Here is a 21,074-nt window from a genome sequence, read left to right as displayed (position 1 = left end):
GGAGGGACACACGATTGCCCAAACGAGAATAAATGGGACTGGGGCTTTGAGGATAATTACTGTGGTGCATGCAGGGGTCGATTTGCAAATTAACGAGAACAATTCTAGCGCTTCGCGGCGCGTAGCTTAAAGAAGCTAGCTCCAGCTAGCAGCCCTACACCTATAAGAAACAACATGGAGGAGGCCTGCGGCTCAGGGATCGTAGAGAGACTGACATTGTCCACGTAAAAACTACCGACAGTAGACCCTGCCGAGTTGTCCCAAAGTCGAAGTTGAGTAATCGACGTTATGTCTGCCATGGACCGGTTCGCTGCACTGCTAATCAGTGTGCCACTGGAATCATAGATGCTGAGCGTGAGCGTATCTTCGCTAGTATCAAGAGCCCCAACAGACAGAGTGATTCGATACCATTCGTCAACTCCCGTACCCCAACTGTTAATGGCAAGGCTGGGAGAGGAAGTCCCGTTGCTGTCTTGAAGGTTCATATCATCGGAACTCCCCCTGAATGTAACACGATAGGCCTGCACCTCCAGGCCACTAGAGCTGCTCACCCCATAAACGGCCAGGCTAATGTTGTTGCTACTCGTCCAACTCGCAGCGGGAAGGTAGAAATCGGCGGATAGCATTAATGCTTGGTTGAGATCAGCTGATTCCGGAGCATACAGCGCAGGGCTGCCACTGGTGCTAGATCCATTGACGATATAAACGGATTTTACCCCAGTTCCCAAGGCACTGGAAGCAATGGAAGATGTATCCTCTACGGTGATGCTATTGGCACCAGTATCAGACGCAGTAGTAAAAGGGGCGGGCGGCGCATCCCCAATGGTATCTAACTCAAATGTCGCATTCGTCACAAGCTGAGACATCCCGATATTGGGCATCAACAGGGCGAATAAGAACGTCAAAAGGCAAGAACAACGGACAGGGTTTGGGTAGGTTTTTTTCATAATGGAGTTTATCGTTGACGAAAATTGACGCGTGTCAATAATGAATTTCACATGGCTAATTTGATGCATCCAACGCACAGTCACGCCCGAGGATTCAGATTATTTTCTCCAAGCCTGACAGTCAGATAGTAGGCGCAATGCACATAGCCAGCGACACAACAACCGATCCCCCAACGCAATATTCATTTAGTTATATTTAATATGTCTTCGAAATCTCCGATTCCCCAGTCCGACCGCATACCCTTGGGACAAAAGATCGCTTTCGCCTTGGGGGGTAAGATGGATTACTTCGCCACAGGAGTGACGATTAACATCCTCTGGATGCCGTACTTCAATATTGGTCTGGGAATTCGCCCGATCCTGCTGGGCACTTGCTTGATGATCCTAAGAGGCTGGGATGCGATTTCGGATCCCGTAATGGGAAACATCTCAGACAATGCCCGCACGCGCTGGGGACGGCGAAGACCGTTCATGTTCGTTGGGGCAATAGCGACTGCGATGGTCTATCCGTTTCTCTGGCGACCTCCAGAGGGCTGGAGCGAAATGGGTGTCTTTTTCTATCTTTTGTTTGTTGGGTGGCTCTTTTTCACTTCGTACACGTGTTGGTCGATGCCCTATTTCGGCCTGCAATTGGAGTTGACGCCAAACTACGACGAACGCACCCACTTGACGGCTTGGATGTCATTCTTTTCCAAGCTTGTCGCACTTGGAGGAGGCTGGATCATGGCCATTGTCACAGGTCCTTGGTTTGCAGACCCCGTCACGGGTGATCCTGACATCGTAAATGGCGTCTTGAGCTGCAGTTGGTACTTCGCGGCGCTCATCGTCGCCATCGGAATTATGCCAGCGCTCTTTGTCAAAGAACGCTACTATGAAAAGGAGGCCTCCAAGCAGGCCAAAGAACCTTTTTGGCAAAGCCTACGGGAAAGCATTACCTGTAAACCCTTGTGGTTTCTTGTAGGTTCCTCGTTTTTCCTCTCACTCGGCAACAGTTCCGTTGTCAGCCTGGGGCAATACGTTAACATATATCTCATCAACAACGGGAATTTAGCTAGCGCTTCGGTCATCGATGGCTGGCGCTACACCGTCATCGTTGTAGTGGGCATTGCTTCACTTCCGATACTAACGAGGCTCAGTGAAAAATATGACAAGAAAACTCTTGTTATAGCCATGCTACTTGTCGCCATGACAGGTCAACTTATTTACTACTTCTGTCTCGATCCGAGTAGGCCCTACCTCCAGCTTATTCCCGCCGCGATGCAAGCAGGAGGCTTCTCTGCCATTTGGTTATTTCTTCCATCGATGAAGGCCGACGTAGCCGACTATGACGAATTGGGAACCCTAAGGAGACGGGAAGGATCACTTAATGCATTTTATTCCTGGTTCATCAAGGCAGCCAACACATGCGCAATGGGTATTGGAGGCTTCACGTTAGAGCTATCTGGCTTCGATGTATCTGAGACAACACAAACACCAGAAGTCCTTGCCCGCATGACGTGGATGTTCCTGCTTATTCCAGTAACGATCTGGATGCTATCACTCGGGTTGATTCTTTATTATCCGCTAACGCGCAACCGGTTGGCGGATATCCGTCTGCGACTGGAAACCCGCCGAGGCAAGCTATAGCACCGCCCCCCCTACCCCTTGATATGAGCTTCGCGTATGGACAAACATTCGTTACCTGATGGCACATTGAAGCCGCATTCATATTTTCCAAAAACGAAGCATGTTGGTGCATCTACCTGCATTTGCATGCCATCGGTTACTTATTCAAGTTGCTGTTGAGTAACAGGAAGGGAAACCGAGTGAAAATAGGTGAAGTCCACCAGCGGGTTCGAGTCCCGTCCATCCCGCCACTATTTAAAAACCCGCAGCAATCACTGCGGGTTTTTTCGTGGAGAATTTCATATAGAGATGGGATCAATCTCCAAAACCAGAGGTAAATCCTTGCTGCCAGAAGCAGCTTCAAGACCAAGTATCTTACCACCACGAGTGGTGCGGAAGCCTGGTGCTGAATAGCTCTCCCCGAACAGAAAATACAGCCGTCAAACGCTCAAAAAATCATAATCACCCTATTGATAGCCATGTATGGAATCAAGGAGTAAAGACGCCCGTGCCGGGGTCGGTCAATGCGTTGCCACGGCGCGTATCCATAACATGGCGCACGGCTGCTCCATTCAGGTTCTCCAAGGAGGTTTTTTCTTGAGCGGCAATCCCCACGGCGGTCCCCGCAGCTTCCCCCAGTGACATACATGTCGGCATGACACGAAAACTGCCTGCCGCCTGATGGTCTGCGCTGATGCAGCGGCCTGCGGCCAGCATATTATCCGCGCCCTTGGGGACTAAACAACGATACGGGACCCAGTAGCGAATGGATCTGTCTTTGTAGACATTGGTCGCAAGGCCTTGGGCAGCATGAATGTCGATCGGATACGCACATTCGGCCACCGTGTCATCAGGATGATAGCCGTTGAACACATCATCTTTCGTCAGGACATAATCCCCAACGATGCGCCTCGTTTCTCGCACACCGATTTGCGGCCCTGTCGCCAGAAGATAGGCATGCTCAAAGCCGGGGACGTATTTACGGAAAAACATGGCGAGCTCCCTGGCCTGACGTCGGCCTTCCATTTCTGCCTGGCTCAGTTGTTCGGGGTCACACCCCAAAAGCCCTTGTACGCGCGTCCCATTTATAAAGATGTGGGTAGAGTCTTTGGGCGAGCTCCACCACATAGCGATACTGTCCCGCGGGATCGACCATTCCCCGGCTTCTCGGGCAGCATGGATTTCCTCTCTCCAGCAATCGCCCTGACAGGCATGGCCGGTCGCGCTCAGGCTAAAACCCGCAGCCGCGTACGCTGAAGGGTTAAAGCCAGCCAACTGTACGATCATACTCATCGGCTGTGCCATATCCCTGGCGCCGTTGTTGCCATACGAGACTGGAACACCTGCTTTGGCGCAGACATCGGCGTCACCGGTCGTATCGATGACGTATTGAGCATCGACAAAAACCTCGTCGCCTTTGCCAACAAACCGGAGAGTATGGCCTTTTCCTGACCTGCGGATTGTGTCGAAGGCACAGTGATACAAGATACGGACGCCTTCTTCCGCCAACGAGACTTCCATCGTAGATTTGAGATCTTCGAGGTCGAATACATCGACATTTGGCTCCCAGGCTCGATACATACTCCCGGCTTGGTAAAGTCGTCGCACCAGACGCCGATAAACGCCATCTGAGAGGTCTTCCTTATCCTCGTAATGATGATTCAGAAAGGAGTTCAGACCGGCAACCGTACCCATGCCACCCAGAAAACCATAGCGCTCGGCGATGACGGTCTTCACCCCCATGTGCGCAGCGGCCCAAGCTGCGGCATATCCCGCGGGCCCTCCTCCTATTACCAGGCAATCTGTATTGATGTGCATTTATTGTATATGGGTTAAGTGAGACGTTAAAGCATCTCTCTGTTTTCACTATGGCCTACGATTCGTTCAAGGCAGGCAGGTTGAAAAAACGTTGGCTCGTGTTCCAGGCTTCCGTGAGCTGGTATTTTGCAATCAGTTGCTCCCCTGGGAGCGCGTCATCATACGCCTGTACCATACAGAATAGCTCCTGGCGAAGTTCACTGGCGAGTCGGTCCATTTCCGGCGTTTTCATCAGCAGGTTCTCCTGCTGGTAAGGGTCCTTAGCCAGGTCGTAGAGGAACCAGTCGGTACCATCGTCGAGATTCATCGCAAAGCAGTAGCTACCCTTGCGGATGGCACGCCAGGAGGCATCCCCCCGATCTGCCCCAAAGTGGCAGGGGATCGGATTGTTCAAGTAGAGGGCTTCTCTCCCCTTCGCAGATGAATCCGAAAGCAAAGCACTCAGGTCGCTGCCGTCGATGTCTGAGGCATAGGATAAGCCCAACGCCCCAAGCAGCGTAGGGAACAGATCGACCAAGCCAATAAGCTCACAGCAGGTGCCCTGGCGAAGCTGCGGCAGTCCCCCTCCGATAAGCAAAGGGACATGAGCAGACTCTTCGTACGGCAGCTGTTTCTGTGTGAAGCCCTGACTCCCCATGAGATCCCCATGGTCGCTGCTGTAAACGATGAGCGTATTTTCCCAGAGGCCAAGATCCTTAACATGCTGGACCAGACGCCCGAACTGCTCGTCTAGGGCCGCTATGTGTGCATAGTACCCGGCCAGGTCATGGCGTATGGCATCACGATCGAGGGGCCCACGGTATGACTTCTCGATGCGCTCGGGGACATTTGGACGCAGGCTGAGTTTATCCGGATCGAACAACGTCTTGTAACGGTCTGGGACCGCAGCATAGGGGTCATGGGGCGGCCCCCAGGAGAGCACGAGTCCCCATGGCTGGTCCTGATGCTCGCGGATGAATGCTTGAGCCAGATCGGTTTGGACTGCCGGCTCGTAACCCGGGCATTGATGGAGCACACCCTCCTTGTCGTGATACTCCGGCTTAAGGTAATCATGGCTGCACTGGCGAACCTTCCAGTGTTGAAAGCCAAGGCGATTTTCCGGTGCGACGGCCTGCTCGCGAGGGACTCCCGCCAGATGCCATTTCCCGATATAGCCGCTTTGGTAGCCGGCTCGGTTTAGCACGTGAGCGACGCTTTCGAGGCTGGTATCGATAGGCAGATCATTGGCAGCGGCACGATGCTTCATCGCATGACGCGCGGTCAAGAGCGTGCCCCGAGCCGGAACACAAAGAGGGCAGTGCGAGTAGCATTGGTCCAAGCGCAACCCTTCACCCGCGAAGGCGTTAAAATGTGGGCTGACAACTTCTCCATTCCCATAGCATCCAAGATCGCACCAACGATGCTGGTCACTAAAAACAAAGAGGAGATTGGGTTTATTCGTACTCATAGTGAAGCGGCCACCGAGCTGGCGCCTGTTGCAGGGATGTGATAGGGCATTTGTTACTCAACCGACTAAGGCTTAGCGCCATGTAGTTCCAGCCAGTCAAAATTAAAGGGGCCTGAGGGGCTGCTGATTTCAAGGGTATGCGACCCTGCGCGCAGAGGGATGCGCAACAGCGGGTCCTTGTCCTCGGCAAGCGTGACAATCTTCCAATCGTGAGACTTGTTCGACCAGCCGCCGGCAGGCGTTAATGGCAGACCAAGGCATTGCGTGGAGGGGGCTTCACCACCAGCAAGCAGATCAAAGCTACTGTTACCATCGCACATACAGCACCTGATGCTCACGGGATAGAAACCGGCTTTCTCTACGGAGACTGGCCGCACATAGAATACGAGTCATATGAACGAAAGGATTCGAGTATGTTACCATTTTAAATGTATCCGGTCCGCTCACCTTTCGTCGACCGGCACAGCCTCGACGTGCCCGTCAAAGAAAGACACGTTGCGAAAATCTCCATGAGCGATTTGCTGGCAGGCATTATCATTCCCCACGTACGATGCAGCTCCGATGGCATCGAGATCGCGCATCATCCATTCGCTTTGAGGCTTGAGGATATTCATGATACGCACGGCCTGGACGGTTTTACTTGGATCTCCGTTGGGGCGTCCGAAAGGAATCGCACGATCATTGGACAGCGTTTGGACGTAAGTCTGGCGCGTAGAATAGTAGCGGGGACTGTCTCCCTCGATAAGCTCATCGCTACCCGGGCAGATGAGGGCCTTGATCTTCGGTGATGTTTCATTCGTCACCTCGAAGTCGCCGTACTCCCGGATAAACCCGGATATCTGTCCGGTTCCCATTTTATAATCAGCGATCTGCCCACCAAGTAACGGACCCGGTAAGGCACCGTTATTTTCCTGCCCGTACAGATGAATGGCCATGGCAACTTGACGCAGGTTATTCGAACACTCAACACTATGGGAGTGCTGCCGGACTCTGCCGATGACCGGAATAATAATCCCGGCCAATAACGCGATGACGGCGATGACAGAAAGTAATTCGATCAAACTAAAAGCGCGGCGTGAGGTATACATATCTAGGGGTATGAGCAGTTTCTGACGCCTAGTTTGTTTCACTTGACGCAAGGATCAATCAAGCGATCATTTGCACAGACGAGTAACCATGAAGCAGCGACGTGTCACGCAGCGAGATGTAGCAGCAGAGGCCGGCGTGCACCGTGCCACGGTATCGCTGGTGTTCAGAAATCATCCAAGCATCCCCGCCTCCACGCGTGAGCGGGTCATGAAGGCCGCGGAGAAGCTGGGCTACACCCCCGACCCCATGATGTCGGCTCTGGCGATGTACCGCAGCTCGATCCAGGATCGTTCCTTTCAGGGTACGCTTGCCTGGCTGGTATTCAAGAATACCGAAATCAAATGGAAGGGAGAAGGGATTTTTGCACAATATCATGCGGGTGCAACTTCGCGCTGCAAAGAGCATGGCTTTGTCCTGGAGTCATTGGAGATTGATCCGGCTGAAATCACTCCCAAGCGCTTGGCTTCGATCCTGAAAGCACGCGACATACGCGGTGTTCTCCTCTGTCCACAGGCCCAGGCCTACACCGCTTTGGAACTTGTCTGGGATGATTTTTCTTTCGTCACCTTCGGCTATTCCCTGATGAAACCGGAGCTACACACGGTATGCACCACCCAATACCGGGCGACGATGCAAACCATGCAGAAAATGCATGAGAAGGGATATCGACGGATCGCCTTCGCCTTTGATAAAAGCCATGATGCCCGTGCTGATCATAACTACCTCGCCGGGTATCTCACTTCACAGTTCGAGATCGGTGAGGCTCCACTTGTGCACACAAATCTCTGGAATGATCGCGAGGGCTTTATCGAGCGCCTCAAGGAACAAAAACCTGAGGCGATTGTGATTGGCAGTGTGATCACCATGGAGCTCTTTCAGCAGGCCAAGCTCCGGGTGCCCAAAGATATTGCTGTAGCCTGCCCGGTTCTTCATCGCCTGGACGGCGAGGTAGCAGGAGTCGTGGAAGATGCCTACCACATCGGCGAAGTCGCTGTGGATCATTTGACCCGAATGGTAATCCGGGGAGAGAAAGGCATCCCCGACAAAGTCCAGCGCATCCATATCGAAGGGATCTGGCAGGATGGCACGACACTGCCACCGGTAAAATCGCGCAGTAAAAAGGGAAAATCGAGATCGCAGCGGACATAGCCCATTTACACTCAAGGCTTAGGGCGCAGCTATACGACACGACCCAGTTAAAGTAGTCTGTGCTAGTAGAGGCGCTCTTCTCATTCCTGCCATGTCGGGATTAAAAACAATCCATGGCAGAAATATCGCACCCGGATATAGAGAGTAACAAACGGGCAACAGAGACAGTCGCCCGTGGTGCGTCCCCGGCACGAATCCTTGTCGCCCTATCCCCCCCGTGACCGTAAGCGTTTTTTCCCACACGGGACTACTGCAGAGGGCGTCGCAGTCGATTGGCGCATAGCCAATCCCGAAGAGCTTGAAGGCGGCAACTGGGAAAGTCTCCTAAAGTCATACCAGCCCGATATCATAGTAACGGCGTGGTCAACCCCGCAGCTCGTTGATGAGATTACGGATGCAGATTGGTTCAACGTTCGCTACATCTGTAATCTGTCTGGCTCGGTCAAAAACCTACTCAGCGTGGACATGCTCAAGCGGGGCGTTGTTGTTACGAACTGGGGTAACCTCATCTCCACCTCCGTAGCCGAGCACGCGGTGCTGCTCGCCTTGGGCTGTGCGCGCAGGATGCCAGTCTGGAAAGACATTCGCCATCTGAAGGAGCAGCCCCGCATCGACTTCATCACCAGCCTCCAGACCAAGCGATTAAAGGGCCGGAGCGTAGGTATTCACGGGTTCGGCCAGGTTGCCAGAGAGTTAGTTTCCCTTCTTCAGCCTTTTGGCGTCAAGCTTAGCGCCTATTCAAAGCCCGTCCCCGCATCCATGATGCGCGAGTATGACGTCGAGCCGTGTGCCAGCCTGGAAGCACTTTTCGAAAACAACGACATCCTCATAGAGTGCGAAGCCTTAACCGATGAAACCCAGGGCTGCGTGTCTCGCAGCCTGTTGGAGCGACTGCCTGAGGATGCTATCTTTATTAACGTCGCACGGGGAGCGCTGGTGGACGAAGACGCGCTCGCCGACATGGCCGAGCAGGGCCGACTGCGCGTCGGACTCGACGTATATGCGATCGAGCCGCTCGACCCCTCTTCCCGACTGTGGGACATCCCGGAGGTCATCCTCTCTCCGCACATTGCAGGACCGACACACGACATCTTCGAGCATTGCGGCGAATTCGCCTTAAACAATATCCGATGCTTTTTAAATAAGCAGCCGCTATCGGGAATCGTCGATATCCAGAGCTACCTTCGGTCCAGCTAAGCACGAATACGCCCGTTAACGGATTTCATTATTCTCAAACCGTAACCCTAAAAAACCATAGATACAATGAAGACCCAAAACACCCCCACCCCTCTACGTTCTGCCCTTCTCGGCATCAGTCTGGTAGCGACATTGCCCTGCCTTAGCCAGGCCACTGTCATTTACTCCGAAGACTTCGAAAGCTACACGGCAGGATCAGCCATCCAGCAGCTCAATGTGGATCCCGAGAGCCACTGGCTATACTCCACGAACAAGAACGATGTCTCCTTTACCGCTCAAGACGACGCCACAGACATCTTCAGCTCCAGCTCGAACCAGTACGGGGTCATCTCTGATACGAGCACGACCAATAACCAATCCATTTCGATTGCCACGACCAAGTTTGCGGCGACCGAAACCGGCTCGCTCACTTTCGACTTTTATGATTCGTCGCAGAGTCTGTTTAATGGTGAGGGCTTTCTCCTTCGCATAGGCCCGGACTCGGGAAATGGAGGCACCGCTTTTGGGTTATGGATCCAAAACGGAACGATATACTCAGCCACAGGCGCCGGAAGCTGGCAATCGACCTCCTTGTCGAGCTATACGCTGAACACTGCACATAACCTGAACATCGTCTTTAATAATAGCAGCGATGCTGTCGGCTACGAAGGTGACACCATCGACTCCAACACGATGAATATCTATCTCGATGGCGTCCTGATCGGCGATAACCTCGGCGGCTCCGGTGGATCCGTCGGTTCGGCGATTGAGTTACTCAACTTTACTTCCATCACCAGCTCGGAGCCCGCTGACGATTTCGCGGGAACCATCTACCTCGACAACATCACCGTGGACAACTCGATCCCCGAGTCTTCCTCTTCTGCGCTTCTGATTGGGCTCGGTGCCACACTCTTTGCGTTGGTTCAGCGTCGCCGCAAGGCCCTCGCTCAGTAGCACGAGCACAGTTAACATCCGATGCGTAATTGCGTTCCAGATATCCGCAGCCAGGCCATCAGGATGCGACATTCGCCTGTCACATTGGTCATTCTTGTGTGATGCGCGATTGTTGTGCCTCCCGCTACACTTCGTCTGTCTATACATTCCGAAAGCTCTGGCCGCACAAGCTAGAATCTCAGGCCTTTGGCTTCTGCTCCCTACTATCTATGGTTATCTTGAGAGCAGAAGCCGGAGTGCCCTGAAGAAACGTACCTCTCAATGCTATCTAACTTAATGAGCAAAACATCTCCGTTATCCCTCACCGAACTAGAAGCGCTCCAACTTGAACGCGCAAAGGCAAGCCTCACTGCGCAGGAAAAACTGGCCCAGCTACTGCACCCGATATTCTGGGCCCACTGGCGCACGGAAACCACTGAGGGCGTCCTGGGACGCGTTGGAAAAATGCCCTGGGGCGGAGGCTTTCTCGGGACTGCTGATGTATGTGACCAAGGACCCTTGCTACGGGAGGCCCAGCAACGACAGAAGATTCCTATGCTCGTCTCTGGTGACCACGAATGCGGGTGTCGCGCGACACGAGCTCCGCAGTGCGGGAGGCCGATGAACTTTGGAGCAATCGAGCCGATCGAAGAAGCCGAGGAGCTCCTCTATCGCGCGTCTGTCAACGTCGCTCAACAGGCGCGCGCGCTAGGCTGCCACTGGAACTTTGCGCCGGTTGTGGACATCAGCATGAACTGGGATAGCCCCATCGTTAACCATCGGGCCTACGGTGACAATGTTGAGCGTATTTGCAGTCTCTCGCAGACGTACATTCGAGCCTTTCAGGAGAATGGCATGGCCGCCACCGCCAAGCACTTCCCCGGCGATGGCGTCGATACGCGGGACCAGCACATCATCGTCACGCACAACACCCTGCCCTTCGATCAGTGGCAAGCCACCTATGGTCGTACCTTTGGAGCTGCGATAGATGCTGGCGTCATGAGCATCATGACCGGCTGGATCGCACTGGAGGGGCGATCACAGTGCGACCCAAGGACCGGACTGCTCCTGCCAGCCACGATGGACCGAGCGATTCAGATCGACCTACTGCGCGAGCAGATGGGTTTTGAGGGCGTCATCATTACCGATGCTTTTGGCATGGGCGGCCTCGACTCTGTCTACACCAATGAAGATGACCTCGTAATCGGAGCCCTGCAAGGAGGCGCAGATATGCTTCTTTTCATTTCCAGCAGTGTTGACAGCACTGTCGAAGTCATTGAGCAGGCCCTTAATGACGGTCGTCTCGACGAAACCCAAATCAATGCCTCGGTCGATCGCATCCTCTCAATGAAAGCAAAACTCGGCCTGTTGAGTGACAAACCGTCACTGCCGGATGAAGCTGCCTTTGATCAATTTGTGAATGAACCTGCGGCAATCGAGCTACCGCATGAAGTCGCCGAGCGTTCACTCACACTCGTCCGCGACTGGAAAAACCGCTACCCGCTTAAAGCCCCGACGGGATCGAAGATATTGCTGATTGATCTGCCCGCAGACGAGCCCAAGCCCTTCGACCTCAATGTCGGGGAAGACCGTGACAATACACAGCCGATCTACCTCTTGGCGAGCGAGTTGGAATCGGACGGTTATGAAGTGACCTGTGTCAACGGGACAGATGTGGTGCCGGGAGACACAAGCGCCTATGAGGCGGTGATTTACCTGACACAGGCTTGCCCGCGTGCCAAGGGGGGAACTATCCGCCTCAGCGCAGACTGCCACGGGCGCATCAACTGGCCAGCGATTAAGAATGGGCAAGCTGCGTATTTCGTTTCTTTCGGAAACCCATACGCCATCCGCGAAATAGGCATCATCGATAACTATGTCTGCGCCTACTCTCGCCAACCAAATATGGTGGAGGCTTATGCCAAGGCCTTGCTGGGAAAAATTCCGTTCATGGGGACATGCCCGGTCGACCTTATGCTGCGCTAAACTCGCTGGCTCTTTGATTCACCCGCAGATAAGCAAGCGGCGCTTGCTGTCTATTATGATTGTATTGAGTTTCCATGACGGAAACCCACACGACACCTACTCCACTGCCAGCGACAAGGGCGCTGCGGGCAGGAAGTGAATGGGTTGTCCGTTAATGGACACATTCAGATAAGTCGGCATTTCCTTGTAGTAGGCGCCTTGGACGTTTTTCTCAAAGACTAGCAGTATACGGTGTGTACCTGCGCTCACACTTGAGGTCACACCGTCTTTGAGCGAGACCTCGACACCATCGACCCCAACACTCGTCAGCTTCAGACCGGCAATAATTTTCAAAGGGCCGCTTTGGTCCAGTGAAACATCACAGATGACACCGACCAGAGCGGGCTTGCGTTCGTAGGCCTCAGCGGCCTTTCGCCAGGCCCGTTCCCGGTTATAAACGACGAAGCGATTGGCGGCAAACTCGGCACGGACCTCGTCGCTGACCGTTCGCCACTGCCCGAGCGGAGAATCCATAACCGGCGAAAACGGTGCTCCAGGCCGCGAATATGCCAACAGTTCTTTGACGGAAAAATCTGGTGGCAAGGGTCCGACAACCACAGCCGCATCGCGCACATCCTCAACCAGACGAACGGCGGCCTCCCCGATATATGAGGCGTAAATGCGACCGGGCACACCATCATGGTTAAAATCGATTTCGGCGGCGGCAAACACTGCCCCATCCTGATAGCTCGGATCACTTACCACCGGCCCCCGCTCGAAGTGCAGCTTGACTGAATCCCCCGGGGGCAACTCGCCGACCTTCGACATGCGAACCCCATCGGCATAGTATAAGGGTAGTCGCATAATAACCTGTATGTCGCGTACGGTGACATCACTGTCGTTGGTTAGCGTCAGCGACCACCCCTCATCCCGGGTCGGCTCCAGACGGAAATCCAGACCCGGAAATTCATTGTCAGGTGTTGGGCGGTGTTCACCGGGGCCGTTTTGCAGCCAGCTAATCTTATCGGGGGCGCCCTGTTCGGTGCCATAGGGCAGATTAACCAACCAACTGTCGCCATCTGGGCGACATTCAAGTTCCTGCCCGTCAAGCATGACCCGCACTGGCTCAGGTCCACGCAGGCGGAGGGTGAGGGGGACATCAGCCCCGGCATAGGCTGCACGCGGACGGACCATGTGCCAGTCATTGGGAGTGTCCAGATCCGGGAGGATCTGGGTATGTTTGGCCTGTAACCGGTAAGCGGCCAGCTCGGTTTCGTTACACTTCCAGAAATCGTCCCGGCTTGAGTAACCCGATATCAGGGCTTTGAATTTATCCATTTCCTCGGGAGACTGTCGGGCGTGCACACCCAGGCTGATCGCAGGATCGTCCTTCTGGTACTGTTGGGGGTTCGCAAGGATTCTGTTGATCTGCGCTTCAAAGCTCTCCGCATCGATAGTGAAGTCACCCGGTTTGACCTGATGGACGGAGGAGGCATAGCCATCTGGCATATGCGGGTTGTTATAGACGAAGCCATGATAGACATTATGATGGTACCCGTTTCTGAGCCAGGCATCGGTAACGCGCTCCATGGCGTCTGCCTCGTCACGGTCGGAGTAGCGACCAAAGGGAAAGGCAAAGGAGGTTATCGGTGTATCAACTTCGGCTTCACGCTCGATGCGGTTCAGAAGGATTTCGCGAAAAAGCGTGTTGGGGTTGAGCGTCGGCAGCGAGTAATGCCAAGTCGTATGGCCACCAATACTGCTCCCCCGCTCGATCAGAGCCAGGGCATACTCCTGACCGGCGCCGTACTGCCCTGCGGAACGATTGAGGTAGAAGGTCCCCTTCATCCCGATGTCGGCCATCGCGTCCCGCATCATCAGATTGATCTTGTGGTTATCGTCCCACCGGGCCGTAAACGCCCATGCGTTTCCATCATAAACGGGCTCGATAGCAACATGGACCGGCTCACCCACCACGACCAGTTCTTGCTCGATGGTTGGGATGGCGGGGGCATCTAACGCCTGCAGGATGGATGCAGAAGCCAGCATCAGAAGGGGGTAGTACAAGATGAACTTATTTTTCATGATACGCTTTCACGGATAGCGCAATCAAGAGGGTAAAGCTGCGCTAACTCATGCTGAGTGAGCGTTCAAAGTCATCGCAGGTCAATTTACGTTATGCTCGCACAGACTACCCACGGGATTGAGCGAACATCTACCGAGTGAGCCGGAGTAAACACGTACGACTACAATACACGCACACTGCCGATGCACCAGGCGCAGCAACAATTGATGCAACATTACTCAGGCATCCACCCCATGAAGGAGGATGGAGCATGACCACGCCCCGTTGACCAGACATCTGCCGGGAGGCCGTTGTTCTAACAGGGCAGAGGCAGACGACCTTTACAACGCTGACTCACTCCGCCCAACCTTGACTACCGTCTACACCCTAAATCACATCATTAGCGCGGTACCGTTTGCGTAGGCAGACCATTGACACATCAACGTATGTCAGAGGTCCGCGCTGAGCTAGAGGCGCGACGAGGAGTCATCGAATGCGGAAGCCGCGCGTGAAAGCATGCTTCTGCGATCGATTGACTCCAGGTAAGAAGCTGAATGCCTTCAGCCAAGCCTCATGACACCTCACGACATTCCATATAGAGATAGGCCATGGCGATAAGTGGGTTATGTCCGAGATAATCGCAACTGGGCATATTTCTGCTCGTATCAGGCTTTCTCTCGACTGTTTTCTGGTCACCAAGTCCGCAGTGGTAGTACTCCCATATCGTACCGGTCCTCTCAAACTGTATCGCAGTAGCATCAAGAGCCTTCTCCAGGAGCATCGCAGCGACATCAGCTCTACCGTACCGCGCGCACCCTCTGGCAATCCAGTATGTCATGCTGTTCCATGAGGGGCCGCGCCACATCCGATGCTCAAAGTCCGGCTCACACAGAGCAACGGTTGGAACGGGATGCTCACACAGGAACCTTTCCTCGTTTAAGAGATTATTTTCAATCAGCTCAGTCGCCTGCTCTGGAGTCGCGGCACCGCAAATCAATGGCCAAAACCCATCAAAGCAACGCACCCTGTATTTGGCATCATTGACCGACCATATGTCGTGAAAAAAACCACTCTCATGGGAGTATAACTGAGTGGCAATAAACTCCTTGAGGCTTTGAGCTTTCTGGACGTACTGGTCATTACTCTGCCCAGCAATGCTCAACCAACGGGCAGCACTCTCGTACATCGCATATACATGCGAGGTCGCATCAATACAGGCCTTTTTCCCTTGTTGAACCTGCTTAAAGCGGACGCCTTCGTCGATACCACTTTCCCATTCGTGAGTTAGGATATCCAAGTAAAAATAGCCGCCGTCGTCAGCCTTTCGGTTATTCTCAAACCAGCTGATCTGGCGCAGGAGGTTCGGCAGAACAGCGATGACAAATTCTCCAGATTCATAACGCCTATAATACTCATCGACGGCATAAATCCAGAGAGGCGGATGGCCAAAAATATCCGAATAATCAGCACCGTCATCTTTAATCCAGATAGATCCGGGCAGAAAACCATCAGAGCGCTGGTGGTAGAGATCGTTGATAATCTGCTTACAGGCAAACTGCGGATTCTCTGGGATATGGTCTAGTACTTCGTGGATGATATCCCAATGCCCAAAGGCAAGACCGCAGCAGTAGCCCGTTCCAATGCTTTCCCAGTCATAAGGGAAAGCTCCGTCCGTCGCATAAGTACTGTTCTGGTGTAATCTCGCCAAGTATTGAAGCATTGAACTCCAATTGGGCTTACCAACGGCGTTGCTTGATATTGATGAAAGTTCGCTCATATCAATGACAATTTGATTAAAATTCACAATCTACGGACATCACACAAAAAAAAGCTAGATAAATAATATCTTCACACAGCAGAAGCACCAGAGTCAGCCTACCTTGCGCCCTGAATATGGCATTCCAGAAAGACACCAGGGAAGTCCTTGGCTCGTGCTACCCTCCTCGCAGCCAACGGCGATAAGCCAGCGGGGGCTGCTTATAATGGCGGCGGAAGGCCCGGTAGAACGGGGTCGTCGTCGCATAGCCGCAGGCGTAGGCAATCTCGGTCACCGGATCCGTCGTCAACCGCAAGCAGCGCTCGGCATAGGCCATGCGGTAAGATTCTAGAATTTGAGTCGGGGCCTGCCCGAGGTATTTGCGACATGAGCGCGCCACGTGCTCACCCGAGCGCCCCGTCACACGAACAAGTCCCGCCACCCCATCGACGAAAACCTCTCGCTCTTTTGCCCGAAGGAGCGCACTGCGCAACCAGTCCGGACAATTTTTCAGCTCCGTGATTAATGGCGATGACGCCTCCAACAGTCGGGCCAAATCCAACAAGAATGCCTCCGTATGAAGCGCATCGGCAGAGCGGGCGGCATAATCCAGGGCTATATGCTTGAGCTGCCGCAGCACACCGATATCCAGCCTGCGGCGCAGAGGCATATTCCGCCTGAGCTCAAACCATTCCGCAAACGGTTGCGGATGGCGCTGCTGGATGTCGGCAACCAGTTGCGGGTGGCACTCCAGATTCGTCATGGTGAACCGCTGCCGCCCAAGCGAAACAAACTGGTGCCGATCATGGGCCCGGATAAAGACCAGATCTCCAGCCTCCAGTCGCTCTTGTGTGTCGTTGATACGATGCAGGCAGGGCCCCTCTTCGATCCAGAAAATCTCTGGATACTCGTGGCTATGCTCCTCCAGAGGCGAGCCTCGCTCGCACGAGACCTTCACGATCTGTCCGAACTGTCCAGTCTTCGCTCTCCATTTTAGTATCAGCACGGCCTGATCAATTTAAGATATACATTAGTCAATAAACACCGATGAATCATCAATTAAAAAAGTATATAATTTTGGGCTAACTTGACGCGAGGCCTCTGGCGACTCCGGCTCTCAGGGGCATGAAAAGCCCTTCCTCCCTCTGAGGTGCCAACGCGACGCCCTCAGTCATTCATCAAACAAAGCCAACTCAGGCCAACCAAGTTTCACCAAAACCCTAGCCCATGTCCGAACAACCACTTATCCTTTTTGACCCCCACCCTCGCCCGATTGATCTGCTTTTCAGTGAAGCGGAAAAAGCACGCCTCAACGGTCTGGGCCAGGTGATCTGGCACGAGGGGACGCCAGCACCGGACGAGTACATTGATAAGTATCTGCCGGAGACGACGATTCTGATCGGCCAGCCCGCCCTCCCGAAAGAGCGCCTGGATCGGGCTCCGAACCTCAAGGCGGTGTTCAATGTGGAAAGCAACTTTCTGCCCAACATTGATTACGAGGAATGCCACCGACGCGGCATCCCTGTCCTTTCGACCGCTCCGGTCTTTTCCTTACCGGTGGCGGAAATGGCCCTCGGCATGGCTCTGTCGCTGGCTCGTCGCGTCCATGAGGCGGATGCGGCCATTCGCGCGGGTACCGAGACCCTCTACGGAGAGGGTGACAACCAGGACTCCATCCTCCTCACGGGGCGCACGACCGCCATCGTCGGCTGTGGGAATGTCGGCCGCTCCCTGCTCCCCCTGCTCAAGCCGTTCGGGGGTAAGATCCTCGCGCACGACCCCTGGATCCACCCCAGCGTCCTGCGTGAGCTCGGGATGGTCCCAGCGACGCTGGAGGAATGCTTCGAGCAGTCCGCTGCCGTCTTCCTGACCGGGGCGGTCACGACCGAGAATGCCGGCGGCATAGGGCGCACCTACTTCGATAAGATGAGCAAAGGCAGCCTGCTGCTTCTGATGAGCCGTGCTGGTGTCGTGAATTTCGATGAGCTTCTGGATGCGGCGGAGTCAGGCCACCTGCGCGTGGGTATCGATGTGTGGCCGGATGAGCCCATCCCGAAGGATCACCGGGCCCGGCGGACCCCCAACACCCTTCTGCAGGCCCACCGCGCTGGCAATATCCCAGAGGTCTGGCCCTGGATGGGTGAGCGGGTCGTTGATGACATTGAGCAGATCCTCAAAGGTCTGCCACCGCAACGCTGTCAGCGGGCACAGCTGGAAACGGTCGCCAAGCTGAGGAGCAAGCCGGTTGAGTAGACTCTGGTCGATTCGAGGATGCCGCCGGTTCCCCCATTGCGACACCGTCCCGCACACAGGGTCCGATGTTCGACAAAGGCAAGCCGCCCGAGCAGCTATACCTTTGTGCGATTAGCCAAGGCCACAATTAGCTACGCCACAAAACGGCTCCAATCAGCGTGGGGCGACATCGGCATACGACGACAAGGCACCAGCAACTCGAAGCTCGTCGTAATAGATTTCCCCATCCCCACCTTTGGCGGCCGGATAGAGTCCGATCTTCATGTACTGTTCCTGCACCTTCGGCTTACCGCAGTAGTCTATGCGGTAGACGGTGGGCCCCTGGTGATCGAGCACCATCTCGCCATCCACCCATATCTGGAAAAATCCGGTTTCATCCGGTGCATATCTGAAATGGTAAACGATATCGGTCCACTCATCCGGCAGGTAGGCCACAGGCGTCGGCACAGAGTTTCCGAGTGCTGAATTCGACTTCGGAACAGCCTCGATGTACTCAGGGTTAGTCGCAGTTCTCATCAGCAGGTCTACATCATCTCTGGCCTGAATCGTAAATGAGTTGGGCCCCGCTCCACAGTCCCAGTTGTTGTTATTAGGGACCGAATGGTGTTGGTGGACTGCGCCTGCTTTTTCCACGGGAGTATGCACCATCAGGCTAAAACCGACCCAGTACTCCTCTCCCCAGACAAAGCGAGGGAACTTTGGTACGATCTCGGCACGGCGATCACCGTTGGCGGCGACGGTCTTCATATGGGCTGAGCGGCTGCCACTACGAGCAGTCGTATCCACAATATCCACCAGAGCAGTATTACCGTCCAGATGGTACTTCCACTTGGTCAGATCTAGCTCTGCGCTCTCGAAATCTTCCTCGAAGATCATTTGCGCGTAGCCCTGGCCTATAGGAGTAAAGATGACTGCCGCAGGCAAACACAGGCCCCTGGCCCACTTTTTCAGGTTATGAAATTCTATCATTTTGAATACCTCTAGTTACGTATTTATTAAAAACCTCAGAGACTTAAAGACATGGCATCCCTACACACAAAGGGGAACGAAATCCCCAGTGTGCCCTAACCGATTTAGACGCTTCGCCTCCCCCTACCGATGAGGCGAGGACGAGCAATCAACCCTTCTTATGGCCCTTAAAGCGGCGCAGCAGCCAAGCCAAACCGAGAAAACCGCCAAAGATCAGGCCGGAGGAGCTGGGCTCAGGGATCGAGATCGAGGTATCGACATTAAAGTCGTCCACATACAAGGTGCTTTCGAAGGTCGAGTTCCACGTCTTGGCAGTGAAGTTGAAATTCGAGATAACGCTATCAACACCAGCGCCACCGGAACCGGCCAGGTCATCCCCGATCCGCTCACCGTCGAGATAAATATCCATCGTCCCGGAGGCAACAGTGCCACCGGCATAGGTGAGAGAGGAGTTCGAGTTGTTAAACACAATGCTGAGCTCGTGTGCTGTATCCATTGTGTAAGTGGAAATCGTGCCTCCTGAGGCATTTAAGCTCGAGCCTGCAGCCAGGATAAGGGTCCCATTCTTGATATAGACACCAAAAGCTGAGGAACCATTACCCGCACTCGCGCCCAGACGCAACAGCCACCCGGTACCATCGTGAGTAGCTGATGAGGGATCGTAGAAAGAGAATGTCATCTGACCGGTATATGTGGTGTCGAAAATCCCCGTGGTCACTAAGACATTCGCATTGTCGACGGTGGTAGCCACTGACATGACTGCGTACTTATTGCTACCGGCAGAAAAATAGTGCTCAGTGTCATCCTCGGCAGTAAAGGTCAACTCACCCACAGGCAAGGTGCCCGACCAGAGGTTATCTCCGCCCGTGGGAATCAGCTCACCAGCGGTATACTCGGTGAAATCGTCGGTGAATATCACGTCTGCCTGAGCCAAGGCACAAGTGGCCAGGAGGCAAACAGTAGAGGTAAGGGTCTTAACGAGGTAATTCATGCTACGTAGATACTTGGGGTTAGGATATGGGTTAGGGTTTGTATATACAGACATCATCGTAGTCCAAGGCCACCTACGGTCAAAAGAACCGCCATTATAACTATAAAAACCCTAAAAACGGAGGCCCCCAAGCATCCCTCAGCGCCCTATCTTACTCCGTTGCGCCACCGATCAGGGGAACACCCGAATTTGTTCTTAAAGGCACGGGAAAACGCACTCGGACTCTCGAAGCCACAGCTCTCTCCAACCTCGCTCAGCTTTGTTTCAGGCTCGGCCATGAGCTGAAACGCGCGCTGGAAACGAATCTGGTCAAAGGCCCGCTTAGGGGATGTTCCCATCACCCGATGAAACAACCGCCGCAGGTGGGGGGCGGAGCTACCGACCTCGCGGGCAATCTGCTCCAGACTGGGATTATCACCGATACGCTCGGTAAAGCACTTGATCGCAGTACGCACACGCTCGTGCTCGCGGTTTACATCCTTCACCTCGTGAGTAAAGGCCGCCTCCATGACCAGCAGACTTAACTCCAGCAAAGTATGTTCGTAACGCAGGAGCATATCGGGCTGCGGATTATACCAGGAAGCTCTCGCCGAGCGCGCCAGCTCACGAAGTCGCTTACTCATGCCGGGCTGAAGCGCTATTTCCAGTCTTCCTCCTGTGGGTATCCGCCGGAGCAAAGGCTCAGGGAGCGTCATAAAATGAAAGACCACAATCTCCGCCGTTCGACCAGGCTCACCTGTCCACCCATGCGGATCGCGAGGGGGACATAACCACAGTCTGCGCGAGCACAGTACGGGTGTCTGATTTTCACGAACCATAGCGATACGACCTGTCAGGACTGCCTGAAAAGACCAATAGGGTCGCCGGGAGAGGTTCACCGGACTATCAGCGTAATCACGTTCCCCCTCGTT

Annotated in this window: 16 protein-coding genes; 6 read left to right on the top strand and 10 right to left on the bottom strand. The window is 54.1% G+C overall.

Features of this window, described 5'->3' with window-relative positions; genetic code table 11:
* Positions 1-104 precede the first annotated feature (104 nt).
* A complete protein-coding gene (locus tag K0V07_RS07175) occupies positions 105-947 on the bottom strand; it encodes a hypothetical protein (RefSeq protein ID WP_220623856.1) in 843 nt (280 codons plus the stop codon).
* A gap of 201 nt (positions 948-1,148) precedes the next feature.
* Here K0V07_RS07175 and K0V07_RS07170 point away from each other — a divergent pair, with 201 nt between their 5' ends.
* Entirely contained in the window at positions 1,149-2,573 is a 1,425-nt protein-coding gene (locus tag K0V07_RS07170; RefSeq protein ID WP_220623855.1) for an MFS transporter, read from the top strand.
* 468 nt (positions 2,574-3,041) lie between these two features.
* On the opposite strand, the gene K0V07_RS07165 is transcribed toward K0V07_RS07170, so the two are convergent.
* From K0V07_RS07165 to K0V07_RS07155, 3 genes are all read right to left on the bottom strand, one after another.
* Positions 3,042-4,370: an FAD-dependent oxidoreductase gene (locus K0V07_RS07165; protein ID WP_220623854.1), complete on the bottom strand. Its 1,329-nt coding sequence runs from the start codon at positions 4,368-4,370 to the stop codon at positions 3,042-3,044.
* Between the two features lie 55 nt (positions 4,371-4,425).
* A complete protein-coding gene (locus K0V07_RS07160; RefSeq protein WP_220623853.1) occupies positions 4,426-5,817 on the bottom strand; it encodes a sulfatase-like hydrolase/transferase in 1,392 nt (463 codons plus the stop codon).
* A 443-nt stretch (positions 5,818-6,260) separates the two neighbouring features.
* Complete coding sequence (locus K0V07_RS07155) at positions 6,261-6,905, bottom strand: type II secretion system protein (RefSeq protein WP_220624074.1); 645 nt, start codon at positions 6,903-6,905, stop codon at positions 6,261-6,263.
* Positions 6,906-6,993: 88 nt separating this feature from the next.
* Here K0V07_RS07155 and K0V07_RS07150 point away from each other — a divergent pair, with 88 nt between their 5' ends.
* The 4 genes from K0V07_RS07150 to K0V07_RS07135 all read left to right on the top strand — a co-directional run bounded on the left by K0V07_RS07150 (position 6,994) and on the right by K0V07_RS07135 (position 12,150).
* Complete coding sequence (locus tag K0V07_RS07150) at positions 6,994-8,055, top strand: LacI family DNA-binding transcriptional regulator (protein ID WP_220623852.1); 1,062 nt, start codon at positions 6,994-6,996, stop codon at positions 8,053-8,055.
* Positions 8,056-8,253: 198 nt separating this feature from the next.
* Positions 8,254-9,252, top strand: coding sequence for a hydroxyacid dehydrogenase (locus tag K0V07_RS07145; RefSeq protein WP_220623851.1), 999 nt, complete (start codon positions 8,254-8,256; stop codon positions 9,250-9,252).
* Positions 9,253-9,318: 66 nt separating this feature from the next.
* Positions 9,319-10,185, top strand: coding sequence for a hypothetical protein (locus K0V07_RS07140; RefSeq protein ID WP_220623850.1), 867 nt, complete (start codon positions 9,319-9,321; stop codon positions 10,183-10,185).
* Between the two features lie 261 nt (positions 10,186-10,446).
* Positions 10,447-12,150, top strand: coding sequence for a glycoside hydrolase family 3 N-terminal domain-containing protein (locus K0V07_RS07135; protein WP_345778162.1), 1,704 nt, complete (start codon positions 10,447-10,449; stop codon positions 12,148-12,150).
* Positions 12,151-12,246: 96 nt separating this feature from the next.
* Here K0V07_RS07135 and K0V07_RS07130 read toward each other — a convergent pair whose 3' ends face one another.
* The 3 genes from K0V07_RS07130 to K0V07_RS07120 all read right to left on the bottom strand — a co-directional run bounded on the left by K0V07_RS07130 (position 12,247) and on the right by K0V07_RS07120 (position 16,956).
* Positions 12,247-14,214 carry a polysaccharide deacetylase family protein gene (locus K0V07_RS07130; RefSeq protein WP_220623848.1) on the bottom strand — a complete coding sequence of 656 codons (1,968 nt, stop codon included), beginning with the start codon at positions 14,212-14,214 and terminating at the stop codon, positions 12,247-12,249.
* Between the two features lie 551 nt (positions 14,215-14,765).
* Positions 14,766-15,971: a trehalase family glycosidase gene (locus K0V07_RS07125; protein WP_220623847.1), complete on the bottom strand. Its 1,206-nt coding sequence runs from the start codon at positions 15,969-15,971 to the stop codon at positions 14,766-14,768.
* Between the two features lie 157 nt (positions 15,972-16,128).
* A complete protein-coding gene (locus tag K0V07_RS07120) occupies positions 16,129-16,956 on the bottom strand; it encodes an AraC family transcriptional regulator (protein ID WP_220623846.1) in 828 nt (275 codons plus the stop codon).
* A gap of 221 nt (positions 16,957-17,177) precedes the next feature.
* Here K0V07_RS07120 and K0V07_RS07115 point away from each other — a divergent pair, with 221 nt between their 5' ends.
* Positions 17,178-18,203 carry a hydroxyacid dehydrogenase gene (locus K0V07_RS07115; protein WP_220623845.1) on the top strand — a complete coding sequence of 342 codons (1,026 nt, stop codon included), beginning with the start codon at positions 17,178-17,180 and terminating at the stop codon, positions 18,201-18,203.
* Between the two features lie 153 nt (positions 18,204-18,356).
* Here K0V07_RS07115 and K0V07_RS07110 read toward each other — a convergent pair whose 3' ends face one another.
* The 3 genes from K0V07_RS07110 to K0V07_RS07100 all read right to left on the bottom strand — a co-directional run bounded on the left by K0V07_RS07110 (position 18,357) and on the right by K0V07_RS07100 (position 20,786).
* Positions 18,357-19,172: a heparin lyase I family protein gene (locus tag K0V07_RS07110; protein ID WP_220623844.1), complete on the bottom strand. Its 816-nt coding sequence runs from the start codon at positions 19,170-19,172 to the stop codon at positions 18,357-18,359.
* Between the two features lie 148 nt (positions 19,173-19,320).
* Positions 19,321-20,163 (bottom strand): PEP-CTERM sorting domain-containing protein, encoded by an 843-nt coding sequence (locus K0V07_RS07105; protein WP_220623843.1) that lies wholly within the window; start codon positions 20,161-20,163, stop codon positions 19,321-19,323.
* Between the two features lie 146 nt (positions 20,164-20,309).
* The gene (locus K0V07_RS07100) at positions 20,310-20,786 is read right to left on the bottom strand and encodes an AraC family transcriptional regulator (protein ID WP_220623842.1); all 477 of its coding nucleotides are present in this window, start codon (positions 20,784-20,786) and stop codon (positions 20,310-20,312) included.
* Positions 20,787-21,074 lie beyond the last annotated feature (288 nt).

The sequence above is a fragment of the Ruficoccus sp. ZRK36 genome (assembly GCF_019603315.1).
Classification (GTDB): Bacteria; Verrucomicrobiota; Verrucomicrobiia; order Opitutales; family Cerasicoccaceae; genus Ruficoccus.
The sequence above is the reverse complement of the archived record's forward strand: the minus strand, read 5'-3'. Positions and strand labels throughout refer to the sequence as shown.